The 22608-nt window shown below is 64.1% G+C and carries 21 protein-coding genes, 1 tRNA gene and 1 pseudogene; 13 read left to right on the forward strand and 10 right to left on the reverse strand.

Features of this window, described 5'->3' with window-relative positions; genetic code table 11:
• The 3 genes and pseudogenes from L979_RS11850 to L979_RS11860 form a co-directional block, all read left to right on the forward strand.
• On the forward strand, positions 1-355 hold a 355-nt coding region (locus tag L979_RS11850; RefSeq protein ID WP_047692416.1), incomplete at its 5' end, for a winged helix-turn-helix domain-containing protein.
• Positions 356-395: 40 nt separating this feature from the next.
• Complete coding sequence (locus tag L979_RS11855) at positions 396-950, forward strand: histidine phosphatase family protein (protein WP_052209858.1); 555 nt, start codon at positions 396-398, stop codon at positions 948-950.
• A gap of 120 nt (positions 951-1070) precedes the next feature.
• Positions 1071-2024, forward strand: a pseudogene (locus L979_RS11860) (aldo/keto reductase).
• Between the two features lie 166 nt (positions 2025-2190).
• Here L979_RS11860 and L979_RS11865 read toward each other — a convergent pair.
• The 6 genes from L979_RS11865 to L979_RS11890 all read right to left on the reverse strand — a co-directional run bounded on the left by L979_RS11865 (position 2191) and on the right by L979_RS11890 (position 7364).
• Positions 2191-2263, reverse strand: a tRNA-Arg gene (locus L979_RS11865).
• 114 nt (positions 2264-2377) lie between these two features.
• Entirely contained in the window at positions 2378-3349 is a 972-nt protein-coding gene (locus tag L979_RS11870) for a siderophore-interacting protein (RefSeq protein ID WP_047692417.1), read from the reverse strand.
• Position 3350: 1 nt separating this feature from the next.
• Positions 3351-4196 (reverse strand): ABC transporter ATP-binding protein, encoded by an 846-nt coding sequence (locus L979_RS11875; RefSeq protein ID WP_052209859.1) that lies wholly within the window; start codon positions 4194-4196, stop codon positions 3351-3353.
• The gene (locus tag L979_RS11880) at positions 4193-5236 is read right to left on the reverse strand and encodes an iron chelate uptake ABC transporter family permease subunit (protein ID WP_047692418.1); all 1044 of its coding nucleotides are present in this window, start codon (positions 5234-5236) and stop codon (positions 4193-4195) included. Before L979_RS11880 ends, L979_RS11875 begins: the two co-directional genes overlap by 4 nt.
• Positions 5233-6270 (reverse strand): iron ABC transporter permease, encoded by a 1038-nt coding sequence (locus L979_RS11885; RefSeq protein WP_047692419.1) that lies wholly within the window; start codon positions 6268-6270, stop codon positions 5233-5235. The genes L979_RS11880 and L979_RS11885 overlap by 4 nt, the downstream gene beginning before the upstream one ends.
• Positions 6267-7364, reverse strand: coding sequence for an ABC transporter substrate-binding protein (locus L979_RS11890; protein WP_047692420.1), 1098 nt, complete (start codon positions 7362-7364; stop codon positions 6267-6269). The genes L979_RS11885 and L979_RS11890 overlap by 4 nt, the downstream gene beginning before the upstream one ends.
• Positions 7365-7732: 368 nt before the next feature.
• On the opposite strand from L979_RS11890, the gene L979_RS11895 reads away from it, so the two are divergent.
• A complete protein-coding gene (locus L979_RS11895; RefSeq protein ID WP_047692421.1) occupies positions 7733-9586 on the forward strand; it encodes a phosphoenolpyruvate carboxykinase (GTP) in 1854 nt (617 codons plus the stop codon).
• A gap of 175 nt (positions 9587-9761) precedes the next feature.
• Positions 9762-11237, forward strand: coding sequence for a sugar ABC transporter ATP-binding protein (locus tag L979_RS11900; protein WP_047692433.1), 1476 nt, complete (start codon positions 9762-9764; stop codon positions 11235-11237).
• 82 nt (positions 11238-11319) lie between these two features.
• On the opposite strand, the gene L979_RS11905 is transcribed toward L979_RS11900, so the two are convergent.
• Together L979_RS11905 and L979_RS11910 are read right to left on the reverse strand one after the other, a co-directional pair.
• Positions 11320-11688, reverse strand: a complete 369-nt coding sequence (locus L979_RS11905; protein ID WP_047692422.1) for a hypothetical protein — start codon at positions 11686-11688, stop codon at positions 11320-11322.
• 212 nt (positions 11689-11900) lie between these two features.
• On the reverse strand, positions 11901-13298 hold the full coding sequence (locus tag L979_RS11910; protein WP_047692423.1) for a phosphomannomutase/phosphoglucomutase: 1398 nt from the start codon (positions 13296-13298) through the stop codon (positions 11901-11903).
• A gap of 198 nt (positions 13299-13496) precedes the next feature.
• Between L979_RS11910 and manA the strand changes: the two genes are divergently transcribed.
• The 3 genes from manA to L979_RS11925 all read left to right on the forward strand — a co-directional run bounded on the left by manA (position 13497) and on the right by L979_RS11925 (position 16895).
• Positions 13497-14666: a mannose-6-phosphate isomerase, class I gene (manA, locus tag L979_RS11915; RefSeq protein ID WP_047692424.1), complete on the forward strand. Its 1170-nt coding sequence runs from the start codon at positions 13497-13499 to the stop codon at positions 14664-14666.
• 136 nt (positions 14667-14802) lie between these two features.
• A complete protein-coding gene (locus L979_RS11920) occupies positions 14803-15684 on the forward strand; it encodes a shikimate dehydrogenase (protein ID WP_047692425.1) in 882 nt (293 codons plus the stop codon).
• Between the two features lie 104 nt (positions 15685-15788).
• Positions 15789-16895: a hypothetical protein gene (locus tag L979_RS11925; protein ID WP_047692426.1), complete on the forward strand. Its 1107-nt coding sequence runs from the start codon at positions 15789-15791 to the stop codon at positions 16893-16895.
• Between the two features lie 10 nt (positions 16896-16905).
• On the opposite strand, the gene L979_RS15955 is transcribed toward L979_RS11925, so the two are convergent.
• Positions 16906-17088 carry a hypothetical protein gene (locus tag L979_RS15955; protein WP_156125575.1) on the reverse strand — a complete coding sequence of 61 codons (183 nt, stop codon included), beginning with the start codon at positions 17086-17088 and terminating at the stop codon, positions 16906-16908.
• Between the two features lie 249 nt (positions 17089-17337).
• Between L979_RS15955 and L979_RS11930 the strand changes: the two genes are divergently transcribed.
• From L979_RS11930 to L979_RS11940, 3 genes are all read left to right on the forward strand, one after another.
• On the forward strand, positions 17338-17877 hold the full coding sequence (locus L979_RS11930) for a type 1 glutamine amidotransferase domain-containing protein (RefSeq protein WP_047692427.1): 540 nt from the start codon (positions 17338-17340) through the stop codon (positions 17875-17877).
• A 172-nt stretch (positions 17878-18049) separates the two neighbouring features.
• Complete coding sequence (locus L979_RS14780) at positions 18050-18877, forward strand: thioredoxin domain-containing protein (RefSeq protein ID WP_052209860.1); 828 nt, start codon at positions 18050-18052, stop codon at positions 18875-18877.
• A 31-nt stretch (positions 18878-18908) separates the two neighbouring features.
• On the forward strand, positions 18909-19379 hold the full coding sequence (locus L979_RS11940; RefSeq protein ID WP_369792998.1) for an acylphosphatase: 471 nt from the start codon (positions 18909-18911) through the stop codon (positions 19377-19379).
• Between the two features lie 4 nt (positions 19380-19383).
• Here L979_RS11940 and L979_RS11945 read toward each other — a convergent pair whose 3' ends face one another.
• On the reverse strand, positions 19384-20157 hold the full coding sequence (locus L979_RS11945) for a spermidine synthase (protein ID WP_047692428.1): 774 nt from the start codon (positions 20155-20157) through the stop codon (positions 19384-19386).
• Positions 20158-20424: 267 nt separating this feature from the next.
• On the opposite strand from L979_RS11945, the gene L979_RS11950 reads away from it, so the two are divergent.
• Positions 20425-21255: a hypothetical protein gene (locus L979_RS11950; RefSeq protein ID WP_047692429.1), complete on the forward strand. Its 831-nt coding sequence runs from the start codon at positions 20425-20427 to the stop codon at positions 21253-21255.
• Positions 21256-21645: 390 nt separating this feature from the next.
• Complete coding sequence (locus tag L979_RS11955) at positions 21646-22539, forward strand: FAD:protein FMN transferase (RefSeq protein ID WP_047692430.1); 894 nt, start codon at positions 21646-21648, stop codon at positions 22537-22539.
• Positions 22540-22608: the final 69 nt, after the last annotated feature.

A 22608-nucleotide genomic window follows, 5' to 3' on the forward strand; every position in this document is an offset into this window, starting at 1 on the left:
CGTCGTCGACTCTGAACCCCGTGCCTCACAGTCTGCCGGCGTCCTGATCGACCTTTCCCGTCGGGAGGTCCTCCTGGACGGGGATGTGCTGAACCTGACGTACAAGGAGTTCGAACTGCTGAACTACCTGGTGGAGAACGGGGCACGCACGGTGGGACGTGGAGAATTGATCGGCAACCTGTGGTCAGGTGCTGAGGACGTTCCCAACGAACGCACCATCGACGTTCACATCCGGCGCCTGCGTTCCAAGCTGGGGCGGTTGGCCAACACCGTCCGCACCGTGCGCGGTCAGGGTTACCGCTTCTACGACCACCCGGAAGTAGTGGTCTGGGCGGCTCCGGAATACTCCATCTGATGCACGGGGCCGGGTGCCGGCCTCGTGAGAACATGGCGGCATGAGCACTCGAGCAGATGCCCCACGTCATGACGAACGCGTGCTGATCCTCATGCGTCACGCAACAGCCGGAGCCGGCTGGGGTGTGGATGATCATGAGCGGTCTCTCAGCCCTGACGGGGAGGCGGATGCCCCCCTGGCAGGTCAGTGGTTGCTGGAGAACAATCTGGCACCGGAGATGATCCTGTGCTCCTCCGCGTTGCGCACCCGCCAGACCTGCACCTGGGTGTCCTCTGAGCTGGGGGACCTGGCGCCCACCGCAAACCTTTCGGAGCGGCTGTATGAGGCATCCGAGATCCAGGTTCTGGCGGAGATCAATGCCGTCCCGGATTCAGTGCAGACCCTTATGGTGATCTGCCATCAACCGGCCGTGCAGGATGTGGCCATGCGTCTGTCCGGCGCGGACTCGGACATGGACGCCGTGATGGACCTCTCAGGTGGATATCCCACCAGCGGCATGGCCGTGTTGCGAACCACCCAGAGTTGGGATGCCCTGGACGGGGCAGATGCCCGCCTGACTGATTTCATGGTGCCCCGCGCTGAAGGATCCTGGTGAGGTCAAGGCAACTCACCGGCGTCGTGTTCCGGTGGAAGTGGCCATCAGCTTGTGGCCGTTCAAGAAGGAGATGCCGTGAAGAACACCGTGTTCACTCCCACCGGTGACCCTGTTGGGGCCGTGGGCTTCGGGGCCATGGGGCTCAGTTGGATGCTGGAACGCACCGGGCTCACCGAGCGGGCCAAACAGGATGTGCTGCGTGCCGCAGTGGATTCCGGCATGAACTTTGTGGACACGGCAACGTTGTACGGGGGCGGGGCCAACGAGGAACTGGTGGGCGCTGCCCTGCATGACCGTTATGACCGCACGTTCTTGTGCTCCAAGGTGGGGCTGCGGGCCGAGCAGCTTGATCCGCCCAAGACTGAACGGTGCAGGGACCCGGACTACATTCGCCAGGCCATTGACGACACTCTGCGGCGGTTGCGGGCCGAGACGATCGACCTCTACTACGTCCACCGCATCGATTCCGATGTTGCCTTGGAGGACACCTGGGGTGCCATGGCCGAGTTGGTGCAGGCCGGCAAGGTGCGCTCGATCGGGCTTTCGGAGGTCTCCGTTCAACAGCTGGAGCGTGCGCAGACCATCCACCCTGTGGCTGCGGTCCAGTCCGAGTAGTCGTTGTGGACCCGCGACCCGGACGGCTCAGGCCACACCTCGGACGGGGATCCCGCCGGAGACGTGATCGGCTGGTGCCGGGAGCATGCCGCGGTGTTCGTGCCGTTCTCCCCCGTAGGGCGTGGCTACCTGAGCGGTGCCCTGGCAGGGCGGAAGTTCCCGGAGGGTGATTTCCGCGCCGAGAACCCCCGGTTCACCGACCAAGCCCGCTCCACCAACGACGACGCCGTCCTGCCGCCCATCCGTGCCGTGGCCGACAAGCACGGGGTTCCCATGGCCGCCGTTGCGATTGCCTGGACCATGCTGCCCTCCCTGGACGGGGGAGTATCACTGCCGATTCCCGGCACCAGTAGCTTGGAGCATCTGGCGGAAAACGCGCAGGCTGCGGACCTGCAACTGGACACTGAGGATCTTGAGGTCCTGGCCGCCATCCCGGCCGCCAGCGGTCAGCGCTACTGAGAATTCGCTCTTCGTCAAGGCCCCACGGGGTTCTCGAGTTCCCACAGAACGTGCGGTTGCCCACCGTGTGACCGGTGATCTGGCACCCCGGTGGGAGCTCGGCAGAGCGGTGGGAAACAGAAACGGCCTGACCCGGATCGCTCCAGGTCAGGCCGCACATTAAAAGTGCGCCACGAGGGATTCGAACCCCCAACCTTCTGATCCGTAGTCAGATGCTCTATCCGTTGAGCTAGTGGCGCATGGTCAGCTGATTGCTCAGGCAAACCAGAGTTCGCGTGCCGTTGGCGTCGCGAACAGGTGATTACATTACGCGCGTTGGGCCGGGTGGGCAAATCGGAGGGGCGTAGTTGTGCTCACGATTCTGCGTGTCCGCGGCGCCAGTAGCCCATGAAGGACACGTTCTCCTTGGGGATGCCTGCGGCGTCAACACACAGCCGCCTCCAGGCTTTGACGCTGGCCGCCTCACCGGCCAGGAAGACGTAGGTGTCACGTTCGGCTTCAGGATCAGCCACCTCCCACATCTGCTCCGGGTCCACAGTGGGCACCGAGCCGGTCACCCGCTCGGGGCGGCGTCCGGCCAGGACGTCGGCAACGCAGAACGTGGGCAGCTCCAGGACGTGCGCCAGTTCGCGTACCGATCCGGTGCCGTGCGCGCCGGAGTCGGAACGCGCCAGGGTGTGAACAGTGGTCTCCGGTGGCACGACGACGTCGGGGAGGTCCGCTCGCGTGGGTACTTCCACGATTACGTTCACACGTTGTGCGGTGGTGTTCTCCTGGAGTTCTTCGATGATGGACAGCAGGGCAGGGGCTGCGGTTTCGTCCCCGACCGCCACGATTCGGCGTGCCCGCCCCGGTCCCCAGGAGGCCCATGCTGGTTCATCCTGGCCAGGACCCAGGATGAAGGCGGTCTGGCCCACCTCGGCGTTCAAGGCCCAGGTACCGCCCGGACCGTGGTCTTCCGCGTGGAGAACAAAGTCCAGGGTCAGTTCCGGCACGTGGGTTTGGCCCCAAGCAACCCATTCGGCGCAGCGCACGGTGTAGGTCCGCAGGTACCCGCGCTGTTCCTGCGGTTGAGCGAACCACGCGCGGTAGCCCATGGTGAGTTCGGGCCGGGAAGGCTCTGCGTCCTCCGGCGCCACCAGGAGTTTGATGTAGGCGTCCCGGCAGGTGATCCGCTCACCTGTGCCCACCACGTTGGTGGAGAACTCGGCCAGTTCAGGCCCGGCCACCGTGATGCGCCGGAACGTGGGGGAGAGCTGGTGGACCCCGGTGACGGTCACTTGCGCGCAGATCACGGTGGGTCCTGATGCGGTGGTCTGTGTCATGTCAGCTCCTTTCACCAACCAGCGGATCTTCGGGGAGTGCTACCAGTGCCGACTCTGTGCGGCCTCGCGGAAGAATCACCGGGTGGCCTTCGGTGGGGTCCTGGATCACGTCGGCCTTGAGATCGAACACGTCCTGAAGGACCTCCGGGGTGAACACCTGGGACGGTGTGCCGGCCAGTGCCACGCGACCATCCTTGAGGGCGATCACCCGGTCGGCAACCCGGGCGGCAAGGTTCAGTTCATGCAGCACGGCCACCACGGTGGTGCGGGTCCCGTCCGGTCGGCGCAAACCACGCAGCAGGTCCAGCAGCTCCACCTGGTGGGCCAGGTCCAGCGCGGCGGTGGGCTCATCCAGCAGCACCGTGGGGGTGTCCTGCGCCAGCACCAGGGCGATCCACGCGCGCTGGCGTTGACCGCCGGAGAGTTCATCCACGGGCCGCTCGGCCAGACCGGACAGGTTGGTCATGGACAGGGCTCGGGCACTGGCGTCGTCGTCCCCGGGGGAAGGTGCGCCCCACCACCGCCGGTGGGGGTGGCGTCCGCGGGCCACCAGTTCAAGCACTGTGAGTCCCTCCGGTACCACCGGGGCCTGGGGGAGCAGGGCCACCTGGCGGGCGTAGGCCTTAGGGCGCAGGCTGTTGAGCTCCGTGCCGTTGAAGCGGATGGAGCCGGTGCGGGCCGTGAGTTGGCGGGAGAGGCCCTTGAACAGGGTGGACTTTCCGGAGCCGTTGGCCCCGATCAGCACCGTGGTCTGGTTGGGGGCGATGCTCAGGTCCACATCAGTCACCGCAACCCGGCTGCCGTAACCCAGGCTGAGCCCTTGTGTCTGGAAGATCGGTTCGATCATGACTGCTTTCCTCGCCGTAGTTGCACCAGGAGCCAGAGCATCACGGGCGCGCCGATGGCACCTGTGATCACTCCTGCCGGAAGCCGGGCCTCCCCCAACATTTCAGCCCCCACCATGTCCGCCGCAACCACAATCAATGCGCCCACGGCCCCACTGGCCAGAACGGAGATCTTGCCGCCGTGCAGTGCTGCAGCAATCGGAGTGGAGAGCAGGGCCACAAAGGCCAGTGGGCCCGTTGCAGCGGTGGCGACGGCGGCCAGGGCCACTCCCAGCCCCAGCGCACCTGCCTGGGCCACCCCGGGTCGGGACCCCAGGCCCACGGCCAGCTCGGTGCCGAGCCCGGCCGGTTGCAGCGAACGCTGCACCAACACGGCCAGGGGAACTGCCAGCACCAGCACGACAGCCACCAGCGTCAGCCGGTCCCAGGTGGAGGAGTTCAGGGAACCTGCGGTCCAGACCGCGGCGGTCTGGACGTTCTGGGTGGACAGTCGGGTCATCAGCCCCATCACCACGGCCTGGGCCAAGGCGGCCACACCGATACCCGCCAGCAGGAAGCGCTCGCCCACTATGCCGGAACGGCCGGTTCCCGCGCCCAGGGACGTGGAGACCGCAGCAATCAGGCAGGCGGCTGCGATGCCCCCGGCCAGCGCGGCCCAGGCCAGGCCGGTGCCGGCGGCACCCAGGAAGTACATGGCGGTCACGGCTCCGGCAGCCGCACCGGCGTTGATGCCCAGAACGTCAGGGCTGGCCAGTGGATTGCGCAACACGGAGCGGAACAATGCCCCGGCAATGCCGAAAGCCAGGCCCGCGGCCGCACCCAACAGGGCCCGGGGGAGTTTGTCCTGCATGACTATGAACGTGGCACCCGGGATGCGTTCGCCGCCCAGGATGCGGAAAAAATCAGGGATGGTCACGGTGTACTGCCCCAGCAGGACGCGCATGGCCATCATGGCCAGCACGGCGGTGAACAGTCCCACCAGCAGCAGGGTGTGGCGTCGGGCCTGGCGACGGCGAAGGGTGTGGACTTGTGCAGCTTTCACAGGGCCATCCCCTTCCTGCGGCGCAGCAGCACCAGTAGGACGGGGACTCCCAGGACCACCGTGGTGATGCCAACGTAGATCTCCTGCGGCGGGGCCACCACCCGTCCCAGGGTGTCCGCAATCAGCAGCAGGGAGGGTCCCAGCAGCAGACTCAAGGTGATGATCCACCGGTAGTCGCCCCCCACAATTCGCCGGATCGCGTGCGGGATCAGCAATCCCACGAAAGCAATCGGCCCGGCCACGGCGGTGGCAGCCCCCGCCAGAATGACCACACCCACAAACACGGTGGTGCGCTGCAGCCCCAGGTTGACTCCCAACCCGTGCGCCAACTCGTCACCGAGCGCCATGGCGTTCAGTCCGGAGGCACCCAGCAGGACCAGCAGAATCCCCAGGGCGATCAGAGGTGCCGTAGTCAGCAGATCGGTGGTCTCCGACCTGGACGCCGAACCAACGTTCCAGTACCGGAAGCGTTCAAGAACTGCCTGATTGGTCAACACCACGGCAGAAGTCACCGCCACGAATCCAGCATTGACCGCGGCCCCGGACAAGGTCAGGCCAATCGGGGTGGGCGCACCCCCGCCAACCTGGGAGATGCCGAAAACCAGCAACGCGGCCAGTGTGGAACCGGCCAGCGCGGCCACTGCGATCTGCCAACTGGTGTGGATTCCCAACCACCCCAGGCCCAGCACCACCCCTGCAGCTGCTCCGGCGGAGAGCCCCAGGAGCCCAGGATCTCCCAACGGGTTGCGGCTGATCCCCTGCATGCCTGCCCCCGCAACTGCCAGGGCTGCGCCCACCACAATGGCGGTGAGTGTTCGCGGAATGCGCGCCAGGACCACGGCTGTGTCCATCTCCGCAGATGCCCCGGAATCCTGACCCATCAGAATCCCGGGCACGCGCAGCAGAACCGAGGTCACGGTGCTCGGTTCAATGGTGCGAGACCCCCAGAACAGCGACGCGGCCGTTGCGGTGATCGTCAGGACCACCGCAACGGCCAGCGCAACCCACGGAGTCATCCGTAGGGCAGTGCTCATGCCGTGGGGCTTGCGCTTTCTGTAGGGGCCAGCACCTGGGCGATCTGGGGAACCACGTTCTGGATGGCCCACGGGATGCTCAGCGGAGAGGCTGCTGAGACGGACAGCGTCTCCTGGCCGTCGGTCTGCAGCACCAGGCGGTCATTGGCCACGGCCGGGATCTTGTTCAGTAGATCATCGGACTCAATGGCATCACGTGCGGATTCGTCAGCGGCCCAGGACACCAGGACGTCTGACTCGAGTTCATCCGCACGTTCTGGCGACCACCCGATGAAAAAGGCATCCGGCTGCTCGCCTTCGGCCTCCACCACCACGGGTGCCTGTTCCATGCCCAAGGCCTTGAGGAAGCGGGGCCGGTTGTCCACATCCGTGTAGATGCTGATCTGCTCTTCGGCAGACGGATCCACGGTGCCGTAGATGAAGGTCTTGCCCTCCAGCTGCGGGTTCTCCTCAGCTGCTTGGGACAGCTGCTCCTCCACGGAGCTGATGAGGTCCTCGGCTTGGTCGTCACGGCCCAGGGCCTGACCGATCATGCGGGTGGTCTCATCCCAGGCAGCACCAAAGGCTGCGGTGTCCTTGGGCGGGGCAATGGTGTCGGCGATCTCGGAGAGATGGTTGTAGTCCTCCTCCGTCATCCCGGAGTAGACGCCCACAATCAGGTCGGGCTCCGCTGCGGCGATGGCCTGGAAGTCCAGCCCGTCGGTCTCGCTCCACTTGGTGGGCTCTTCGCCACTGTTCTCGGCCAGGGCGTCGTCGAACCAGTCCGTGGACTGGTTGTCGTTGCCGCCGAAATCTGTGGCAGCCATGCCCACGGGAACCACGCCCAGGGCCAGGACCACGTCCTGGTTGACCCAGGCAATGGTGGCCACACGCTGCGGGGCTTCGTCAATGGTGGTGGAACCGTAGACGTGCTCAACCGTGCGCGGGAAGTCACCTTGGGCATCGTTGGCGGCGTCGTCATCCGAGGACGGCCCCGTCTGGCAGCCTGCCAACGCCAGCGCGCCAAAGGCTGCCAACCCGGTCAGGGCAGAACGCCGGGAGAAGGAACCAGTGCCAAGGTTCCGGGCCTCAGTCAGGTACTGCGAGTCGGTCATGGTCAACCCCCGTGGTCAAAAGGCATACAAGAATGAGTCAAAGCTCAGGTTAGGCAACCCTAACGTTGTGCGGGATCACTCTAGAGCGTGATCAACCACATACGCAAAACAATCATGCGCTAATTCTGGTGAGTGTTCACACCCGCGTCAGCGCAGGGATCGGGAGTGGTGTGGGGGTGCCTTTCAGGGTCATAACAGGCATCATGGGGGACAGTGAACCCCGCTGTGGTGACGTAGGGAACAGGTAGACTTTCATCACACCAAAGTTCGGCCAGCTCGACCCGGCGCCCGGCAGGGTGGGGGACCTCAATGGTGAGGTCTGAGAGGTGGTTTTGATCAACGCACGGCCTCAATGAGGAGACACGTCCATGGCTCAGAAGCCCACCGACACAACGCAGGAACTCTCCGCGGAGGCTCAGAAGAGTCTTGACCAGGCGCCCACCACGCACCAGCGGTTGTTGACCTGGGTGCGTGAAGTCGCTGAACTCACCCAGCCGGAGAGCATCCACTGGGTTGACGGGTCTGAGGCTGAGTGGAAGTCCCTGACGGAGGAGATGGTTGAGGCCGGCACCTTGGTGCGGCTCGACCCGGAAAAGTTCCCCAACTCATTCGCCGCTTTCTCTGATCCGGATGACGTTGCCCGGGTGGAGGAGCGGACCTTCATCTGCACCAAGACCGCCAAGGCTGCAGGCCCCACCAACAACTGGGAAGACCCGCAGGAGATGAAGGAGATCCTGCGGGATCGCTTCCGTGGTTCCATGCGTGGGCGCACCATGTACGTGATCCCGTTCGTGATGGGTCACCTTGATGCTGATGACCCCAAATACGGCGTGGAGATCTCTGACTCCCCGTACGTGGTCTGCTCCATGCGCATCATGGCCACCATTGGTGCGGACGTGTTGAAGAAGATGGATGACACCAACGCGTTCTTCGTCGAGTGCTTGCACTCCGTGGGTGCTCCACTGGAACCCGGCCAGCAGGACGTGGCCTGGCCGTGCAATCCGTCCAAGTACATCGTGCACTTCCCGGAGGACCGTGCCATCTGGTCCTTCGGTTCCGGCTACGGCGGCAACGCCCTGTTGGGCAAGAAGTGCTACGCGCTGCGCATCGCCTCTGCCATCGCACATGACGAAGGCTGGTTGGCCGAGCACATGCTCATCCTCAAGGTGACGGATCCGGACAACGCCACCAAGTACATTGCCGCAGCCTTCCCGTCTGCCTGCGGCAAGACCAACTTTGCCATGATCGAGCCCACCGTCCCGGGGTGGAAGGCAGAGATGGTGGGGGACGACATCTCCTGGATTCGCTTCCGCGGGGACCAGGCCTACGTGACCAACCCTGAGGCCGGTCTGTTCGGTGTGGCTCCCGGGACGGGATGGTCCACCAACCCCAACGCCATGAAGGCCATTGCCGCCGGCAATACCATTTTCACCAACGTGGCTCTCACTGATGACGGCGGTGTGTGGTGGGAAGGCATGACAGATGACGTGCCCGAACACCTCACGGACTGGAAGGGCAATGACTGGACCCCGGACTCCGGGCGCCCTGCAGCTCACCCCAACTCCCGGTTCTGCACGCCCATCAAGCAGGCGGAGATCCTGGCTGCCGAATACGACGACCCCAACGGTGTGCCCTTGTCCGCCATCGTCTTCGGTGGTCGCCGCAAGACCACCGTGCCGCTGGTCTCGGAGTCCTTCGGATGGGAGCACGGTGTCTTCCAGGGGGCCACGTTGTCCTCAGAAACCACCGCTGCCGCCAAGGGAGCTGTGGGCGTGGTCCGCCGCGATCCCATGGCCATGCTCCCGTTCATCGGTTACAACGCCAATGAGTACCTTCAGCACTGGCTGGACCTGGGGGAGAATCACGGCGCGGAGAACATGCCCAAGGTCTTCTATGTCAACTGGTTCCGCCGCACGCCGGACGGCGGCTTTGCATGGCCCGGTTTCGGGGAGAACAGCCGCGTGGTCGAGTGGATCTGCCGCCGTGTGGACGGCACTGCCGGAGGCGTGGAGACCGCTGTGGGAGTTGTGCCCAACCCTGAGGACCTGAAACTGGAGGGCCTGGAGATCACCCCGGAGGAGATCCAGGCCGCCCTGGCCGTCGATGCTGAGGAGTGGTTGGAAGAACTGCCCGGCATCGAGGACTGGTTTGCCAAGCTCGGAGACGTTCCGGAAGTCCTCACCGAGCAGGCTGCGGGTTTGAAGGATCGTTTGAGCAAGTAATCCGCAACAGCCCGTGTAGGCATTTCTGTACCCCAGTGGGCCTTTCTGTACCCCGTAGCCGAGGTGAATTCGGTTGCGGGGTACAGTGTTTTCTGGCGTCGGCAGGGTCCTCCGCCATATCTCAGGGCATGGGGCGTCAGTAGCCGCCCATCAAGTTTTCGGGGGAGAACAACCGGTGAATGAACTGTTGTCCGTACGCGGTCTGGTCAAGAACCATGGTCAGGTCCGGGTGCTCAAGGGCGTGGACCTGACGGTGTCCCAGGGGGAGATTGTTGGTCTGGTGGGTGGCAATGGTGCCGGTAAATCCACCCTGATCTCCGTTCTGGCGGGGGCCACCCAGCCCAACAGTGGTGAGATTCTGCTGGGCGGGGAGCCGTATCGGCCCACCGGTGACGACGACGCCCGTCGTCGCGGAGTGGGTGCCGTGCACCAGCGCTTTGGCCTGGACCAGGACTCGACCGTGGTTCAAGCCATTGCAGCCTTTGACCTGGGTGCCCCGGATGACTCTGAGGCCGCACTTCAGAGGGCACGGGAAATTTTGGCCGATTCGGGCGTGCAGATGGATCCCGAAACTCCTGTGCATGAACTCATGCGCGCCGAGCAGGCCATTGTGGGGGTGTTGCGCCTTCAATTCCAGAACCCGCAACTCATGCTCCTGGATGAGGTGGCTGCCTCCTTCAACGACCAGGAAGTGGCCCTGGTCCATTCCGTGCTGCGCGGCTTGGTCCGTCAAGGTGCCGGCATCATTTACATCACGCACCGCATTGATGAGGTTCGTTCCCTGGCCGACCGGATCCTGGTCATGCGGGAGGGGCAGATCAAGGATGAATTCACCCCGCGTGAGGTCAAGGTGGATGACATCGTCTACTCGATGTTTGAACGCCGGATTGCCCAGCCGTCTCGCCCCGGCGCGGTGGAAGGCCCCCAGGAGGAAGTGTTGCGGGTGGAGGGTGCCTCCACCTCCCGCGGGCTTTCTGACGTCTCTTTCGAGTTGCACCGCGGTGAAGTCCTGGGGCTGACCGGGCTGCGACGCGCGGGCATGAGCGAGCTGGTCTCCGCCTTGGTGGGTGCAGGTTCGGCGCAGTTCCGTACTCTGCAGGTCAAGGGCCAGGACGTCACCATCGACTCCGCGGATGACGCCGTGAACCTGGGCATCGGATACCTCTCCGACACCGACGACGAACTGGAAGCCGCCCTGGAGATCTCCGTTGCGCGTCGATTGATGAAGGAGAACTACGATCCCCAAGCAGGGTTTGTCCGGGAAATCTCCGCGTTGCGTGATGTGGCCGCCCAGGTGAAAACCCTGCGGATCCAGACCCATGACATCCAGTCGCAGGTGGGGGATCTCTCCGGCGGAGACCAGCAGAAGATCGCATTGGCCCGGTGGATGCGCAGTGAGTGCGACATCTTGATCCTGAACCACCCCACGCGGGGGATCGACATCGGGTCCAAGGGGGATGTGTACGACATGCTGCGGGAACTCACGGACCGTGGCACAGCGGTGTTGTTGATGTCATCCGAGATGACGGAACTGCTGCAGTGGTGCCATCGGATTCTGGTCATGCGCGACGGGCGGATCGTGGCGCATCAGCACAATGAACACGCCACGGAGGACACCTTGATGAGTGCGGCACTGGGGGATGCCTGGTGATCGACAGTCCCCGCTGACCCATCAGTTGAGGCCCGGTTCCACATGGAACCGGGCCTCAACTGATGGTGTGACTGGATTCAGATCACAGGCTGATCTTGCGGGCCACGCCGGTGAGCTTGTGGCGGGCCAGGGCCAGGTTGGAGCTCTTGCGATCCAGCACCAGGTAGACGAACAACCCGGAGGTTGCCTCCGTGTTCAGAACGTTGATCAGGTGATACTGGTTGCCCAGAGTGATCATGATGTCCTCGATCTCACCCTGGAGATCGATTTCCTGCATGGTGCGCAGCTTTGCGCGGACCACGTTGGAGTTGCCGGCTGCAGCCACGTTGAGGTCGAATCCCGGGTTGCCACCGGATGCCAGGGCCATGCCGCTGGAGATGTCGACGATTGCTGCACCGGTGGCGCCGTCGATGGTCAGAAGTTCCTGGATCGAGCTGTCCAGCTGAGACATGGTGTGGTTTTCGCCCTTGACGTTGAAACTCTAGGTCATGCAGATGCAGGAGTTCTGGCGCACCTCTTCGGCACCCAGCACCATGCGATCCAATATGAATTGTGGAGGAGTTGCGGGGTAATTGTGTGCCAACGGCACCAACTGTCCGCTCAAGAGCGGACGGTTGGTGCCGTCGACACCATGTGGTGTCCAGCCCCGCCGGGATCAGGGGATCACGCGCGAATGATGCTCAGCACGTTGTCCCGAACCTGCTCCATGGTGGCCTGATCCGCAGCTTCCACGTTCAGGCGCAGGAAGGGCTCCGTGTTGGACGGGCGAAGGTTGAACCACCAGTTCTGGGACCCGGAGGTGAAGGTGGTGCCGTCGGAGTCCTCAACGGAGACGTCCTGGCCCGCGTAGGCCTCACGCACGCGGTCCACAGCGGCCTTCTTGTCCTCGATCTCCGAGTTGATCTCACCGGAGGCGACGTAGGGCGAGTAGCTGTCCATGAGTTCGCTGAGCGGGCCCTCCTGCTCACCCAGGGCGGCCAGGACGTGCATGGCGGCCAGCATGCCGGTGTCTGCGTTGAAGAAGTCCCGGAAGTAGTAGTGCGCCGAGTGTTCACCGCCGAAAACGCCACCCTCAGACGCCATGACGGCCTTGATGAAGGAGTGGCCCACGCGGGTCTTGACCGGGCGCCCACCGCGAGCAGTCACCAGCTCAGGAACTGCCTTGGAGGTGATCAGGTTGTAAATGACCACGGGTTCCTGCTCGCCGTCGGCCTGGGCCCGGGCGATCTCGCGCTCGGCCACCAGAGCGGTAATGGCAGAGGGGGTGACCGGGTCACCGTTGTTGTCGATCACAAAGCAGCGGTCGGCGTCGCCGTCGAATGCCAAGCCGATGTCCGCGCCGTGCTCAACCACGGCCTTCTGCAGGTCCACCAGGTTCTCCGGCTCCAGCGGGTTGGCCGGGTGGTTGGGGAAAGTGCCGTCGAGCTCGAAGTACAGGGGCACGATCTCCAGGGGCAGTCCGGTCAAAACGGTGTCGCCCAGCACGGCGGGGGTGGTCTTGCCGCCCATGCCGTTGCCGGCGTCCACAACCACCTTCAGGGGGCGGATGGCGGAGAGGTCCACCAGCCCACGCAGGAACTCGGCGTAGTCCTTGAGCACGTCACGCTCCGTGACGGACCCCGGGTTCTCCACGGACTCGACGCCCTCGGCAAGGTAAGCCTGGGCGCGATCGCGGATCTCGTAGAGACCGGTCTCCGAGGACACAGGCACGGCACCGGCCTTGGACATCTTCATGCCGTTGTAGGCGGCTGGGTTGTGGCTGGCGGTGAAGGTCACCCCAGCTGCATCCATCACACCGCAGGCAAAATACAGCTCGTCCGTGGAGATCAGCCCGATCTTCACGACGTCGGCCCCGCGGGCTGTGGCGCCTTCTGCAAAAGCGTCAATGAATTCGGGGGAGGACGGGCGCATGTCCCCTCCCACCAGAACAGTGGAACCTGCCAGGCCCAGAACGTCCACGAATGCGGCACCCGTGGCGCACACGGTTTCGGCGGTGATGCTCTGGCCCACGATCCCGCGGACGTCGTATGCCTTGAATGACTCGGAAAGCTCAATTGTCATAGTTCGAACCTTAGTTCACGGTGACTGGTGATCCGTTGCTGTGCCCGTTGGTTGCGCGCCACAGTCCTGTCCGTGGCACCGGCAGTGGACTCACATCGGGGGACAAGGGGGTGCCCGTGGGTGTGAGTCTGGTAGCAATCCCTCCCGCAGGACGTGCCACACCAGGATGCCCGCAGGTGGTTGTGCTTCCATGGGCCCATGGCTGAGTTTTTTGCGACCACTGACCCGATCCAGGACTATGCGTGGGGTTCACGATCCGTGCTGGCATGCATGCAGTCCCGGGAGGTGCCGTCAGCAACACCTGAGGCCGAACTCTGGGTGGGTTCGCACCCGTCCGGACCGTCCGTGGTGAGCGTTGACGGCCGGGAGGTCACGGTCATCGAGTTGTTGCAGGAGGACCCCGCCCGCCTCCTGGGTTCGCTGACCTCAGCCCTGCAGAGCGACGGCGATCTCCCCTTCCTGCTCAAGATCCTGGCCATTGACGCTCCTCTGTCCATTCAGGTCCACCCTTCGCCCGAGCAGGCCGAGGAAGGGTGGCAGCGGGAGGAAGCCGCGGGAGTCGAGCTTTCCGCCTCCACACGCAATTACAAGGATCGCCAGCCCAAGCCGGAGATCGGCGTGGCAGTGACCCGGGTGGAAACTCTCAGCGGTGTGCGCAGCAACGCCGAGTTGGCCGTCCTGGCCGAGGCGCTGGATCAGCAGTGGCTGCGCGAGATTCTGGCAACCGGGCGGCCTGTGCTGCCAGAGGTGCTGCAGCTTCCTGATGACCAAGCCCAGGTGGCCCTGGCGGATCTGATGCACGCCGTTGATCGCCTGCCCACCCATGACGAACTGGGCGCACTGCTGCGCTACATCTCCGGGCGGCACCCGGGGGATCGCGGACTCTTGGTGGCGCTGTGCATGAACCACGTGGTCCTGGAGCCGGGACAGGCCATTTTCACCCCGGCCGGTCAACTGCACGCCTACCTGCGTGGCACCGCCGTGGAACTCATGGCTTGTTCGGACAACGTGTTGCGTGCCGGACTGACGCCCAAGCACATTGACGTCCCGGAACTGCTGGCCATCGTCAATCCAGAGCAGGAGGACGCCGATCCCATCGATGCTCCTGCCGGGGCGAATGGTCTGCGCCACTACCCGTTGTGGGACGATCGCCTGAGCCTTGTCTGCGCCGTCGTCGCCGGTGGCCAGGACCGCGATTTGCCGGGCAACACCTGCGTGGTTCTGTGCACGGACGGGGAATTGACCTTGGAGGTGGACGGGCTCAGCCACCACCTCACCGCTGGGCACTCCGTCTGGTGCCGTACTGACGGCTCATCCGTGAAGGCCAGCGGGCAGGGCACGGTTTATGCAGTGGGGCTCAACGGCTGATCTGACCCGCGTCCGAGGGTCGTGCGGCGGGATCAATGCGAACAGCCTGCAACAACTGGGGTGATGGCGTGACCGGCGTCATAACGTGTGGGTCTGCCTGCAGGAACTGTCTGACACGATGCGAGGTCCAGGTGCCATGAGCGCAGTTCACAAGTCCTATCTGGTCGGTCTGATCGGTGATGGCATCACCCAGAGTCTGACCCCGCCCATGCACGAGGCAGAGGCTGCCGCCCAGGGCCTGCCGTACATCTACCGTCCTGTGGACCTCACTGTGCTCGGGCGCCCCGGCGAGGACGTCGGGGAGTTGCTGCGGGCCGGACGGGACCTGGGATTCAACGCCTTCAACATCACCCACCCGTGCAAACAAACGGTGTTGCAGCACTTGGATCATGTCTCCGAACGTGCTCAGGCGTTGCAGGCGGTGAACACCGTGCTCATCAGGGATGGCAAGTTCGTGGGGCACAACACGGACCAGACCGGATTCTCCGCAGCGCTGGCTGCTGAGCTCCCGGAGGTGCCCAAAGGCCGTGTGGTGCAGTTGGGCACCGGTGGGGCAGGATCTGCGGTTGCCTACGCCCTGTTGGATTCGGCGGTGGAACACCTCAGTTTGCTCGATCTGGACCAGGAGCGGGCGCAGGAGCGCGCCGCTGCCCTGAGCCGTTACTTCCCGGATGCAGTCATCGAGGCAGTGGGGCAGGAAGATCTGGCCTCCCACGTGGCCCAGGCCAACGGGGTGGTCAACTGCACTCCCATCGGGATGCACCATCATCCGGGTGCTCCCATCAATCTTGGTCTGGTCACCGCCCAGCACTGGGTGGCAGACGTGATCTACCTGCCCGTGGACACCCCCTTGATTCGCCACGCACGCTCCCTGGGGCGCCCGGTGCTGGACGGTGGTGCCATGGCCGTTGGGCAGGCCGTGGACGCCTTCCGCCTGATCACGGGCCGGGAAGCTGACCGGCAGCGGATGCGCCACCACTTCCTGTCCCTGTTGGCGGCCCAACAGGGCGGGCGCTGATCTGTCCGCGGGTTTGCTCCCACTATCCTGAGGGTTGCAGCGCACCTGAGGGTGCCTGCGTTCCACGCCCACGGGCAACCGCGCCCAGACGTCAGGATCCACGCATGAACTCGCACTCGGCCCGGCACGTGGCATCGGCAGGTCGGTGGTTGACCGTCGGCACGTTGGTGGTGGTTCCCTTGATGTTGAGCGGTTGCCAGGACAGCGCTGAGCACAATGCGTCAACGGAGGAAATTGCTGCTCCACCCAACCGCGAAACACCGGAACCTGTGGTGGCGCAGGGTGTGCAGCTTCCTGCCTGGGGTTACAGCGCAGCTTGTGACCAACCGCGTCCCAACGCTGAGGGCGACGGCTTGGTCAGGCCGGACCCCATAGCCGGCGACGACGACGTCCCCGTGTACGTTCCGGGCGTGGAAGAGGTGCTGTGCAAGATCAACGGCGTCACCTCCGCCTCTGTGATGGGCACCTACACGGATTCGGAGGCCGGGCGGACGGGCTCTGCTGACATCGGTGTGGTGATGAGCGCTGAAAGCAGTGAAGAGAACATTCGTTCGGTGAGGCAGGCGGCGGTCACCGCTTCCGAACAACAGGGTCTGGCCGCTCAGGGCATCTCTCTGGGGGAGATCACCATCTACCTCTCCGATGGCAGCCACGTGACGGGGCCGAGCCAGGGGCTGGTTTCCGATCAGTCCATCACCCTCACGGGGGCTGGCATCCAGGCGTTGGACCAACTCAGGGAAGCCGGTGTGGGCGAGCGGTGGGCGGTGGAGGTGGGCGAACATCTGAGGCTGACCACCTATCTTGAGGCGGACCCGTCGCAAGATGCCGCTGTCCAGCAGGTTCAGTCCGCCTTGGAGAGCTCACAGTCCGTCCAGACACCTGCCATGACCCCCACGCGCGTGGATCAGGTGGTGGTCCAGCACAACAACCTGACGTTGACCTACACGGAGGATCAACAGCGCAGCTTGAGTGGAGTGTTGGTGGAGGATCTGCAAGAACTCAGCCAGGCCGATGGTGTGCAGACGGTCAGTGCCAAGATCGTGACCGATCCGCGGGAGGCGGAGGTGCTGCAGGTGGAGATCGAGCCCAGCACCCCCGGTTCGGAACCGAATGCGGATCAGATCCGCCAGGACCTGGAACGAGTGGCAGGTTTGCGGGGCCTGCGGGTGGAGGAAACCGTGGTGGGTCTGCCTCCCCAGAACGCGGTCTGAACGCGGGCGCTCACCGGGTGTGTTGGGATTGTCGAGCACGCGCTCGCAGGGCTATGCCCAGGCCTGTCACGGCCACGGCGGTCATCAGGCCACCGATCAACAGCAGCAGTCCGTCACCGATCACGGCTCCCAGAACCACAACCAGGAGGCCGACGACCGTCAGGCCGATCTGCAGGGGAATCATTGGTGCCACGGATGGAACTCCTAGGGCTCGAGCAGTGGATCGCGGTTGCTGCCCGGTGAGGACCCGGGGCACACCAAGCAGAAAGTGTGATCCACCCACCTGGTGCGGCGCAAGGTGGTTCTTGGACGGCGGACACAGCTGCGGATCTGGTTCTGGGGTGAGAACATGAAGCAAGCTGGCCATTTCTGGTGGAGGGTGCCGACTGCGCACCCCATGTTCCAGAGGCCTGATGTCTACGACGACTAGGACGTGAATGCCATGACCTCCCTGAACGGTAAGAAGATCGCCTTCATCGCCACCAATGGTGTGGAGGAACCGGAGTTGACGGAACCGTGGGCCGCCGTTCGCCAATCCGGTGGAACGCCCGTGCTGCTCTCCACGGAAAAAGGTCAGATCACCGCCATGCAGGGTGACTGGGAACATTCCGGAAAATACGACGTCGACGAAGCCTTGGAGACCGTTGAGGCCGCCGATTTTGACGCCCTGGTGCTGCCCGGTGGCACGCTGAACGCGGACACCATGCGCCTGGATCAGGAAGCTCTACGGCTGGTCAAGGAGTTCGATGCCGCCCAGAAGCCCGTTGCCGCCATCTGCCACGCTCCCTGGATCCTGATTGAAGCCGGCCTGGTCAACGGCCGGACCATGACTTCCTACACCTCCGTGGCCACGGACTTGCGCAATGCGGGTGCTGAATGGGTGGATCGTGAAGTTGTGGTGGACGGCAACCTGGTGACCTCCCGCAACCCCGGTGACCTTGAGGCTTTCAACCGTGAACTGGTGCGTTTGACCGCCGACTGACCTGCACGACGCCGCGCAGGCGGGGGCCGCCCCGCTGTCACGATCGGCACTGAGGCCGAGCCACGGACGGCAACCACCCCGGTGCTGGCAGCGCTCACATGGTTGACTGCTGGTGGGGGCCGCCGCTTGGCGGGCCCCACCGTGATTGGTCACGCACTCGAAAGGACGTCCCATGCCCAGCATCCCCGCACTGCGGATTCCAGGTCGCCATGCCAGAAGTGCTGCTGCACTGCTTGGTGCCTCGGTGTTGTTGCTGACCGCTTGCGGTGGAAACGGGACCGATGGTTCGGGAGATGCCGCTGCCACGCAGAGTGCTGCGGAGCAGACTGTCGGCGCCACCGAGCAACCTGGGGCGGTGGATCCACAGGCAGGCGGCGACGGCGCCTCCAAGGACCAAGTGTACGTGGATCAAGCCATCAACTCCGGATATGCGCTGAACACCGTGGATGACCTTCCGGTGGTCACCATGTACACGGACTACGAATGCCCCGCGTGCCAGTCGGCGCATCCGCTGGTGGAACAGGCTGCCGAGTCCCTGGACGGCACCGTCACGGTGATGGTCAAGAACTACCCGCTACCCATCCATGACAACGCGGTTCCCGCCGCGCGTGCCGTGGAGGCTGCGGCCATGCAGGACCAGGCCCACGATTACGCCTCACACCTGTATGAAAACGCTGAGGACTGGAGGCAGCTCAGCGGCGGGGAACTGGACGACTATTTTGTGACCACAGCCGAGGATCTGGGCCTGGACGTGGACCAGTTCACCGGGGACTACAGCTCGGGTGCAGTGGCACAGATCGTGGATGCTCACTCCCAGCAGGCCGGTGAACTGGATCTGCCGGGAACTCCGAGTTTTGTGGTGGCGGATCAGCAAGTGGACTTGGGGAACGTGCGCACGGCCGATGACTTGGCGGGCGCCTTCGCAGACGCCACGGACTCTGCGGGCTCAGATGCCGCCACTCCGGCAGGCGGAACGGCTGAACCCACGCCGGGGAATTGACCCGCGTTCGTCAAAAGATCGAGGTCAGAACATGTCACAACACCCATCTCAGTCCGGAGGCGGGCCACTCGGGTGGTTGTCACGGCTGACGGGACGCAAGCAGCGCCCGGCCCCGTTGCAGCATCCTGGCCAGAACTTCTTGGGCTTCAAGCCCGGGGCAAAGGCCAACAGGTCCCAGGACATGGGCAGTGAATCCCAGAACCAACAGGAGCAGACCTTGGACACCGAACAACCCCTCCGCGTGACAGCAGTGGTGCAAGGCACCGTCCAGGGCGTGGGCTTCCGGTACTGGACATGGAAACAAGCGGAGAAGCTCGGTCTCAACGGATCCGCCGTGAATGAATCGGACGGTTCAGTCCGCGTGGTGGCGGAAGGCCCCAGGTGGGCAGTCCGTGACCTTCTGCGCAGCATTCAGGGATCAGATGCACCCGGAGCCGTGTTCACGGTTGATGCTCATTACGAAGATGCCCGTGGGGACCTGAACACCTTCACCACCGGGTGACAGTTCACCTCTGGTGCTCAGCGAGCCATTGGCTCAGGTCCCATCCGTCCAGCACGGCTGCCGGATGGGGGCCTGCCGCCATCCGGTGTTCCTTCCACCACCCCGGTAGTGGTTGGCTGGATGCCACCAAGATCAGGTTGCCTGCGTGGCGGCCGGAGGTCATAGTGGCCTCCGTCAAGCACCACACGTCCTGGAACACCGGCTGCGAGCCCCTGTCCTCGGCCACACTCAGTGCGCGGGCTTGCTCGCGAAAGAATGCCAGTCCGGGATCATCGCCCACGTTGACCAACAAGATCCCGTGCGGTGTCATGACCTCGCGAATCTCCCGGTAGAAGGAGCGCTCCCGTAAGTGTTGCGGTGCGCCGTCGCCTGCAAAGACGTCCAGGACCACCACATCCACCGGTGTTGCGCCAACCTCCCGCAGACGGGGAAGGGACTCACGGGCGTCCCCGGTCAGCACCTGGATCTGCGCTTCCGGCGGCAACGGGAGATGCGTGGTCACAAAATCTGGGAGTTCCCGGGCCAGCTCCACCACGATCTGCCGTGAGCCTGGTCTGGTGGCGGTCATGTACCTGGGTAGCGTCATGGCACCGCCGCCCAGATGAACGGCTTGCACCGGGACCCCCGGGTCCTTGACCACATCCACCACGTTGGCCACACGCTGCAGGTATTCGTAGAAGACCCGGTGCGGGTCCTCCAGATCCACGTGGGACTGTTCGGTCCCGCCGATGCTCAGGATCCAACCGCGAGTGGTGGAGTCGTACTCCACGGTGGCCACAGCATCCAGGTCCTTGAGAAACCGTTGAGGGATCGAGGAATCAGGTGATGAAGGCAGGAGAACTCCTCAAGCTCAGCTGTGGTCGGGTATGAATTGATGCTAGGACAGAGGGGAGCATTCTGTTCACCAGACAGTCCGCTGGAGGCGAACCCGGCAGTGTGCTGATGACTGGTGAAATAGCGTGGAGTTCAATGACGAGCACCGTGACCGGGCTAAGGTCATAGACGTGGTGGCTGAGCCGGTCACCTCAAGTGGAGGAGTCCTCACGTGGTTTTCAACCCCATCAAGAATGCATTCGACGATTCAGGCAAGCCCACGCAGGCGACCGCCAACTTCCTGGAGACAACCCTGCGCGTCCAGCGACCCGTGGTGCTGCACTGGGTCAAGCGCCAGCGGCGTCAGCATCCCAATGACACCCCCGCCCAGATCGCCAAGCGTCTGGAGAAGCAGTACGTCCGTGCCGTGACGGCAGGCGGTGGTGCCACTGGCGGTGTTGCCATGGTTCCGGGAATCGGCACCGTGGCCTCACTGGGTGTGTCAGCAGCCTCCGTGGGTGCCTACCTGGAGATGACAGCTCTCTACGCCCAGTCCATTGCAGAGCTGCACGGTGTCTCCACGGAGGATCCGGACAAGACTCGCGCCATGGTCATGGCCCTGATGCTGGGTGAAGACGGTGAGGCGCTCATGGGCCAGGTTCTGGCCAAGGGTAGCAAGGCAGGCATGGCCAACAGCAACTGGGGCCTGATGCTGGGTTCCGGTTCCGCCCAGGGCACCACCGTGACCCGAACGCTGCGCAACATGTTCATCAAGCGTTTCCTCAAGCGTCAGTCCGGGGCATTCATCGGACGTGCGCTCCCATTCGGTCTGGGTGCCATTGTTGGCGGAGGTGCCAACTACGCACTGGCCCGCACTGTGGTCAAGTCCACCCATGAGGCCTTCGGTGAGTTGGGTTCATCCTTCCCGCCGGTGTTAGCAGAGATTGACCGCGCTCCTAAGTTTGAGGATGACAAGGGCGGCAAGAAAGGCCGTGGTCGCCGGTCCAAGAAGGATGAATCTGCCGGTGAGTTGACGGGGGACAAGGCGTCCGGGGACAGCTGAGTCCAACTGGGAATTGCCTGTGTGACGCAAGCGGGTGGGGTCCTTTGACCCCACCCGCTTTGTCATCCACGCGCATTCGATGGCGTAGCGCCGCCGCGACATGGGTACTCACATGCAGTCACGTACAGGTGGATTCATACGTATAGGTATCAGTGTGACTTATTGTTGCAGGTCAGCACGTAGGATGGCGCGTATACCTACGAGTTGGTTACATCACACGCGCTTGTGTCAGGCTGGGGTTCCCAGGAAGTTCCAAGTTCGGTATCTTCTGGGCTGACAAAGTGTCTAGACGTTGAGCTTCAGGGGATCGATCGGGAGGTGCCTCTGATTCGGCTCACCGCCCGCAGTTCACGATCCGCTCATCCTCACCCCCCTCCAGAGGACCCCACCATGACCATCCCCGCGGTTCGCCGCACCAGCCGGTTGCTCAACGCCACCCGCGCAGTGCATGCCACGGAATCCCTGACTCGTCTGATTGCCTGCAGCGTGGCGGACGACGTCCTGGAACAACTCTCCACGGCAGTCGACCGGGACCGCGTGGATTCCGAGATCGCGCTGCTCAACGCTTTTGCCGCTCACGACGACGTCACCATGGACGTCTCCCCGGTGCTGTGCGCCATCCTTCTTCATGCCCAGGAAGCCACGCGCCTCAGCGGTGGCCTGGTGGATCACGTCGTCGGAATGTCTGCCACGGGGTCAGCCGGCACCGCGGCTCGGACGGGCAGGGATGCGCCCTATGAGTTCGACGCCGACACCTCCACCCTGTACCTGCGCCAGGGCACCGTTCTTGACCTCTGGAACCTCGGCTGTGCGTGGGCGGCCGAGGAGATCGTGGCGCAGGTGATCATGCAGGACCCGGCGGCAAGCCTCGCCGTGGTGGTGGGCCCGGCGGTGGTCAGTGTGGGGGCTGCGTGGGAAATCAGTGACGCATTGGGGCAGGGGTTTGCGGCTCTGGAGTCTCCATTGCGCTGTGGGTTGAGGTCCTTTGCTGTGCTGCACACCCATGGCGTGGTGCCGACCGGTGAGAGCACCGGTCAGATGGAACCTGCAGAAGACCAGGCTGCGCAGGACACGGCACCCACTGCCTGGTGGGACCGTGTGGCCGTGGGCGCAGAGGATGCCGTCCAGGCCATCACGTTTGCCCTGATGGCGCAGCGCTTGGGGGATGTGGCCCAGGACCACTTGGCCCGAGCAGGAGCTGAAGCAGAGTTCGTGGGACCGCGCACCGGAACACCGTGGCGGCGGCGGGTACGTACGCCAGGATGGGTGCCACGCGCTTCCTGACGCACCGGGTCGGTTGTCACCGGTGCAAAGAGTCACGGCGGGCCCGCGTTTCACTGGATGTGAATCGTG

The organism is Kocuria sp. ZOR0020 (assembly GCF_000800955.1).
GTDB classification, from domain to species: Bacteria; Actinomycetota; Actinomycetes; order Actinomycetales; family Micrococcaceae; genus Kocuria; species Kocuria subflava.

What these genes read in the sequence shown, in the direction of transcription:
- L979_RS11855 (WP_052209858.1), top strand. Translation starts at nt 396, where the DNA reads ATGAGCACTCGAGCAGATGCCCCACGTCATGACGAACGCGTGCTGATC.
- L979_RS11870 (WP_047692417.1), bottom strand. Translation starts at nt 3,349, where the DNA reads ATGACACAGACCACCGCATCAGGACCCACCGTGATCTGCGCGCAAGTG.
- L979_RS11875 (WP_052209859.1), bottom strand. Translation starts at nt 4,196, where the DNA reads ATGATCGAACCGATCTTCCAGACACAAGGGCTCAGCCTGGGTTACGGC.
- L979_RS11885 (WP_047692419.1), bottom strand. Translation starts at nt 6,270, where the DNA reads ATGAGCACTGCCCTACGGATGACTCCGTGGGTTGCGCTGGCCGTTGCG.
- L979_RS11890 (WP_047692420.1), bottom strand. Translation starts at nt 7,364, where the DNA reads ATGACCGACTCGCAGTACCTGACTGAGGCCCGGAACCTTGGCACTGGT.
- L979_RS11895 (WP_047692421.1), top strand. Translation starts at nt 7,733, where the DNA reads ATGGCTCAGAAGCCCACCGACACAACGCAGGAACTCTCCGCGGAGGCT.
- L979_RS11905 (WP_047692422.1), bottom strand. Translation starts at nt 11,688, where the DNA reads ATGTCTCAGCTGGACAGCTCGATCCAGGAACTTCTGACCATCGACGGC.
- L979_RS11910 (WP_047692423.1), bottom strand. Translation starts at nt 13,298, where the DNA reads ATGACAATTGAGCTTTCCGAGTCATTCAAGGCATACGACGTCCGCGGG.
- manA (WP_047692424.1), top strand. Translation starts at nt 13,497, where the DNA reads ATGGCTGAGTTTTTTGCGACCACTGACCCGATCCAGGACTATGCGTGG.
- L979_RS11920 (WP_047692425.1), top strand. Translation starts at nt 14,803, where the DNA reads ATGAGCGCAGTTCACAAGTCCTATCTGGTCGGTCTGATCGGTGATGGC.
- L979_RS11925 (WP_047692426.1), top strand. Translation starts at nt 15,789, where the DNA reads ATGAACTCGCACTCGGCCCGGCACGTGGCATCGGCAGGTCGGTGGTTG.
- L979_RS11930 (WP_047692427.1), top strand. Translation starts at nt 17,338, where the DNA reads ATGACCTCCCTGAACGGTAAGAAGATCGCCTTCATCGCCACCAATGGT.
- L979_RS14780 (WP_052209860.1), top strand. Translation starts at nt 18,050, where the DNA reads ATGCCCAGCATCCCCGCACTGCGGATTCCAGGTCGCCATGCCAGAAGT.
- L979_RS11940 (WP_369792998.1), top strand. Translation starts at nt 18,909, where the DNA reads ATGTCACAACACCCATCTCAGTCCGGAGGCGGGCCACTCGGGTGGTTG.
- L979_RS11955 (WP_047692430.1), top strand. Translation starts at nt 21,646, where the DNA reads ATGACCATCCCCGCGGTTCGCCGCACCAGCCGGTTGCTCAACGCCACC.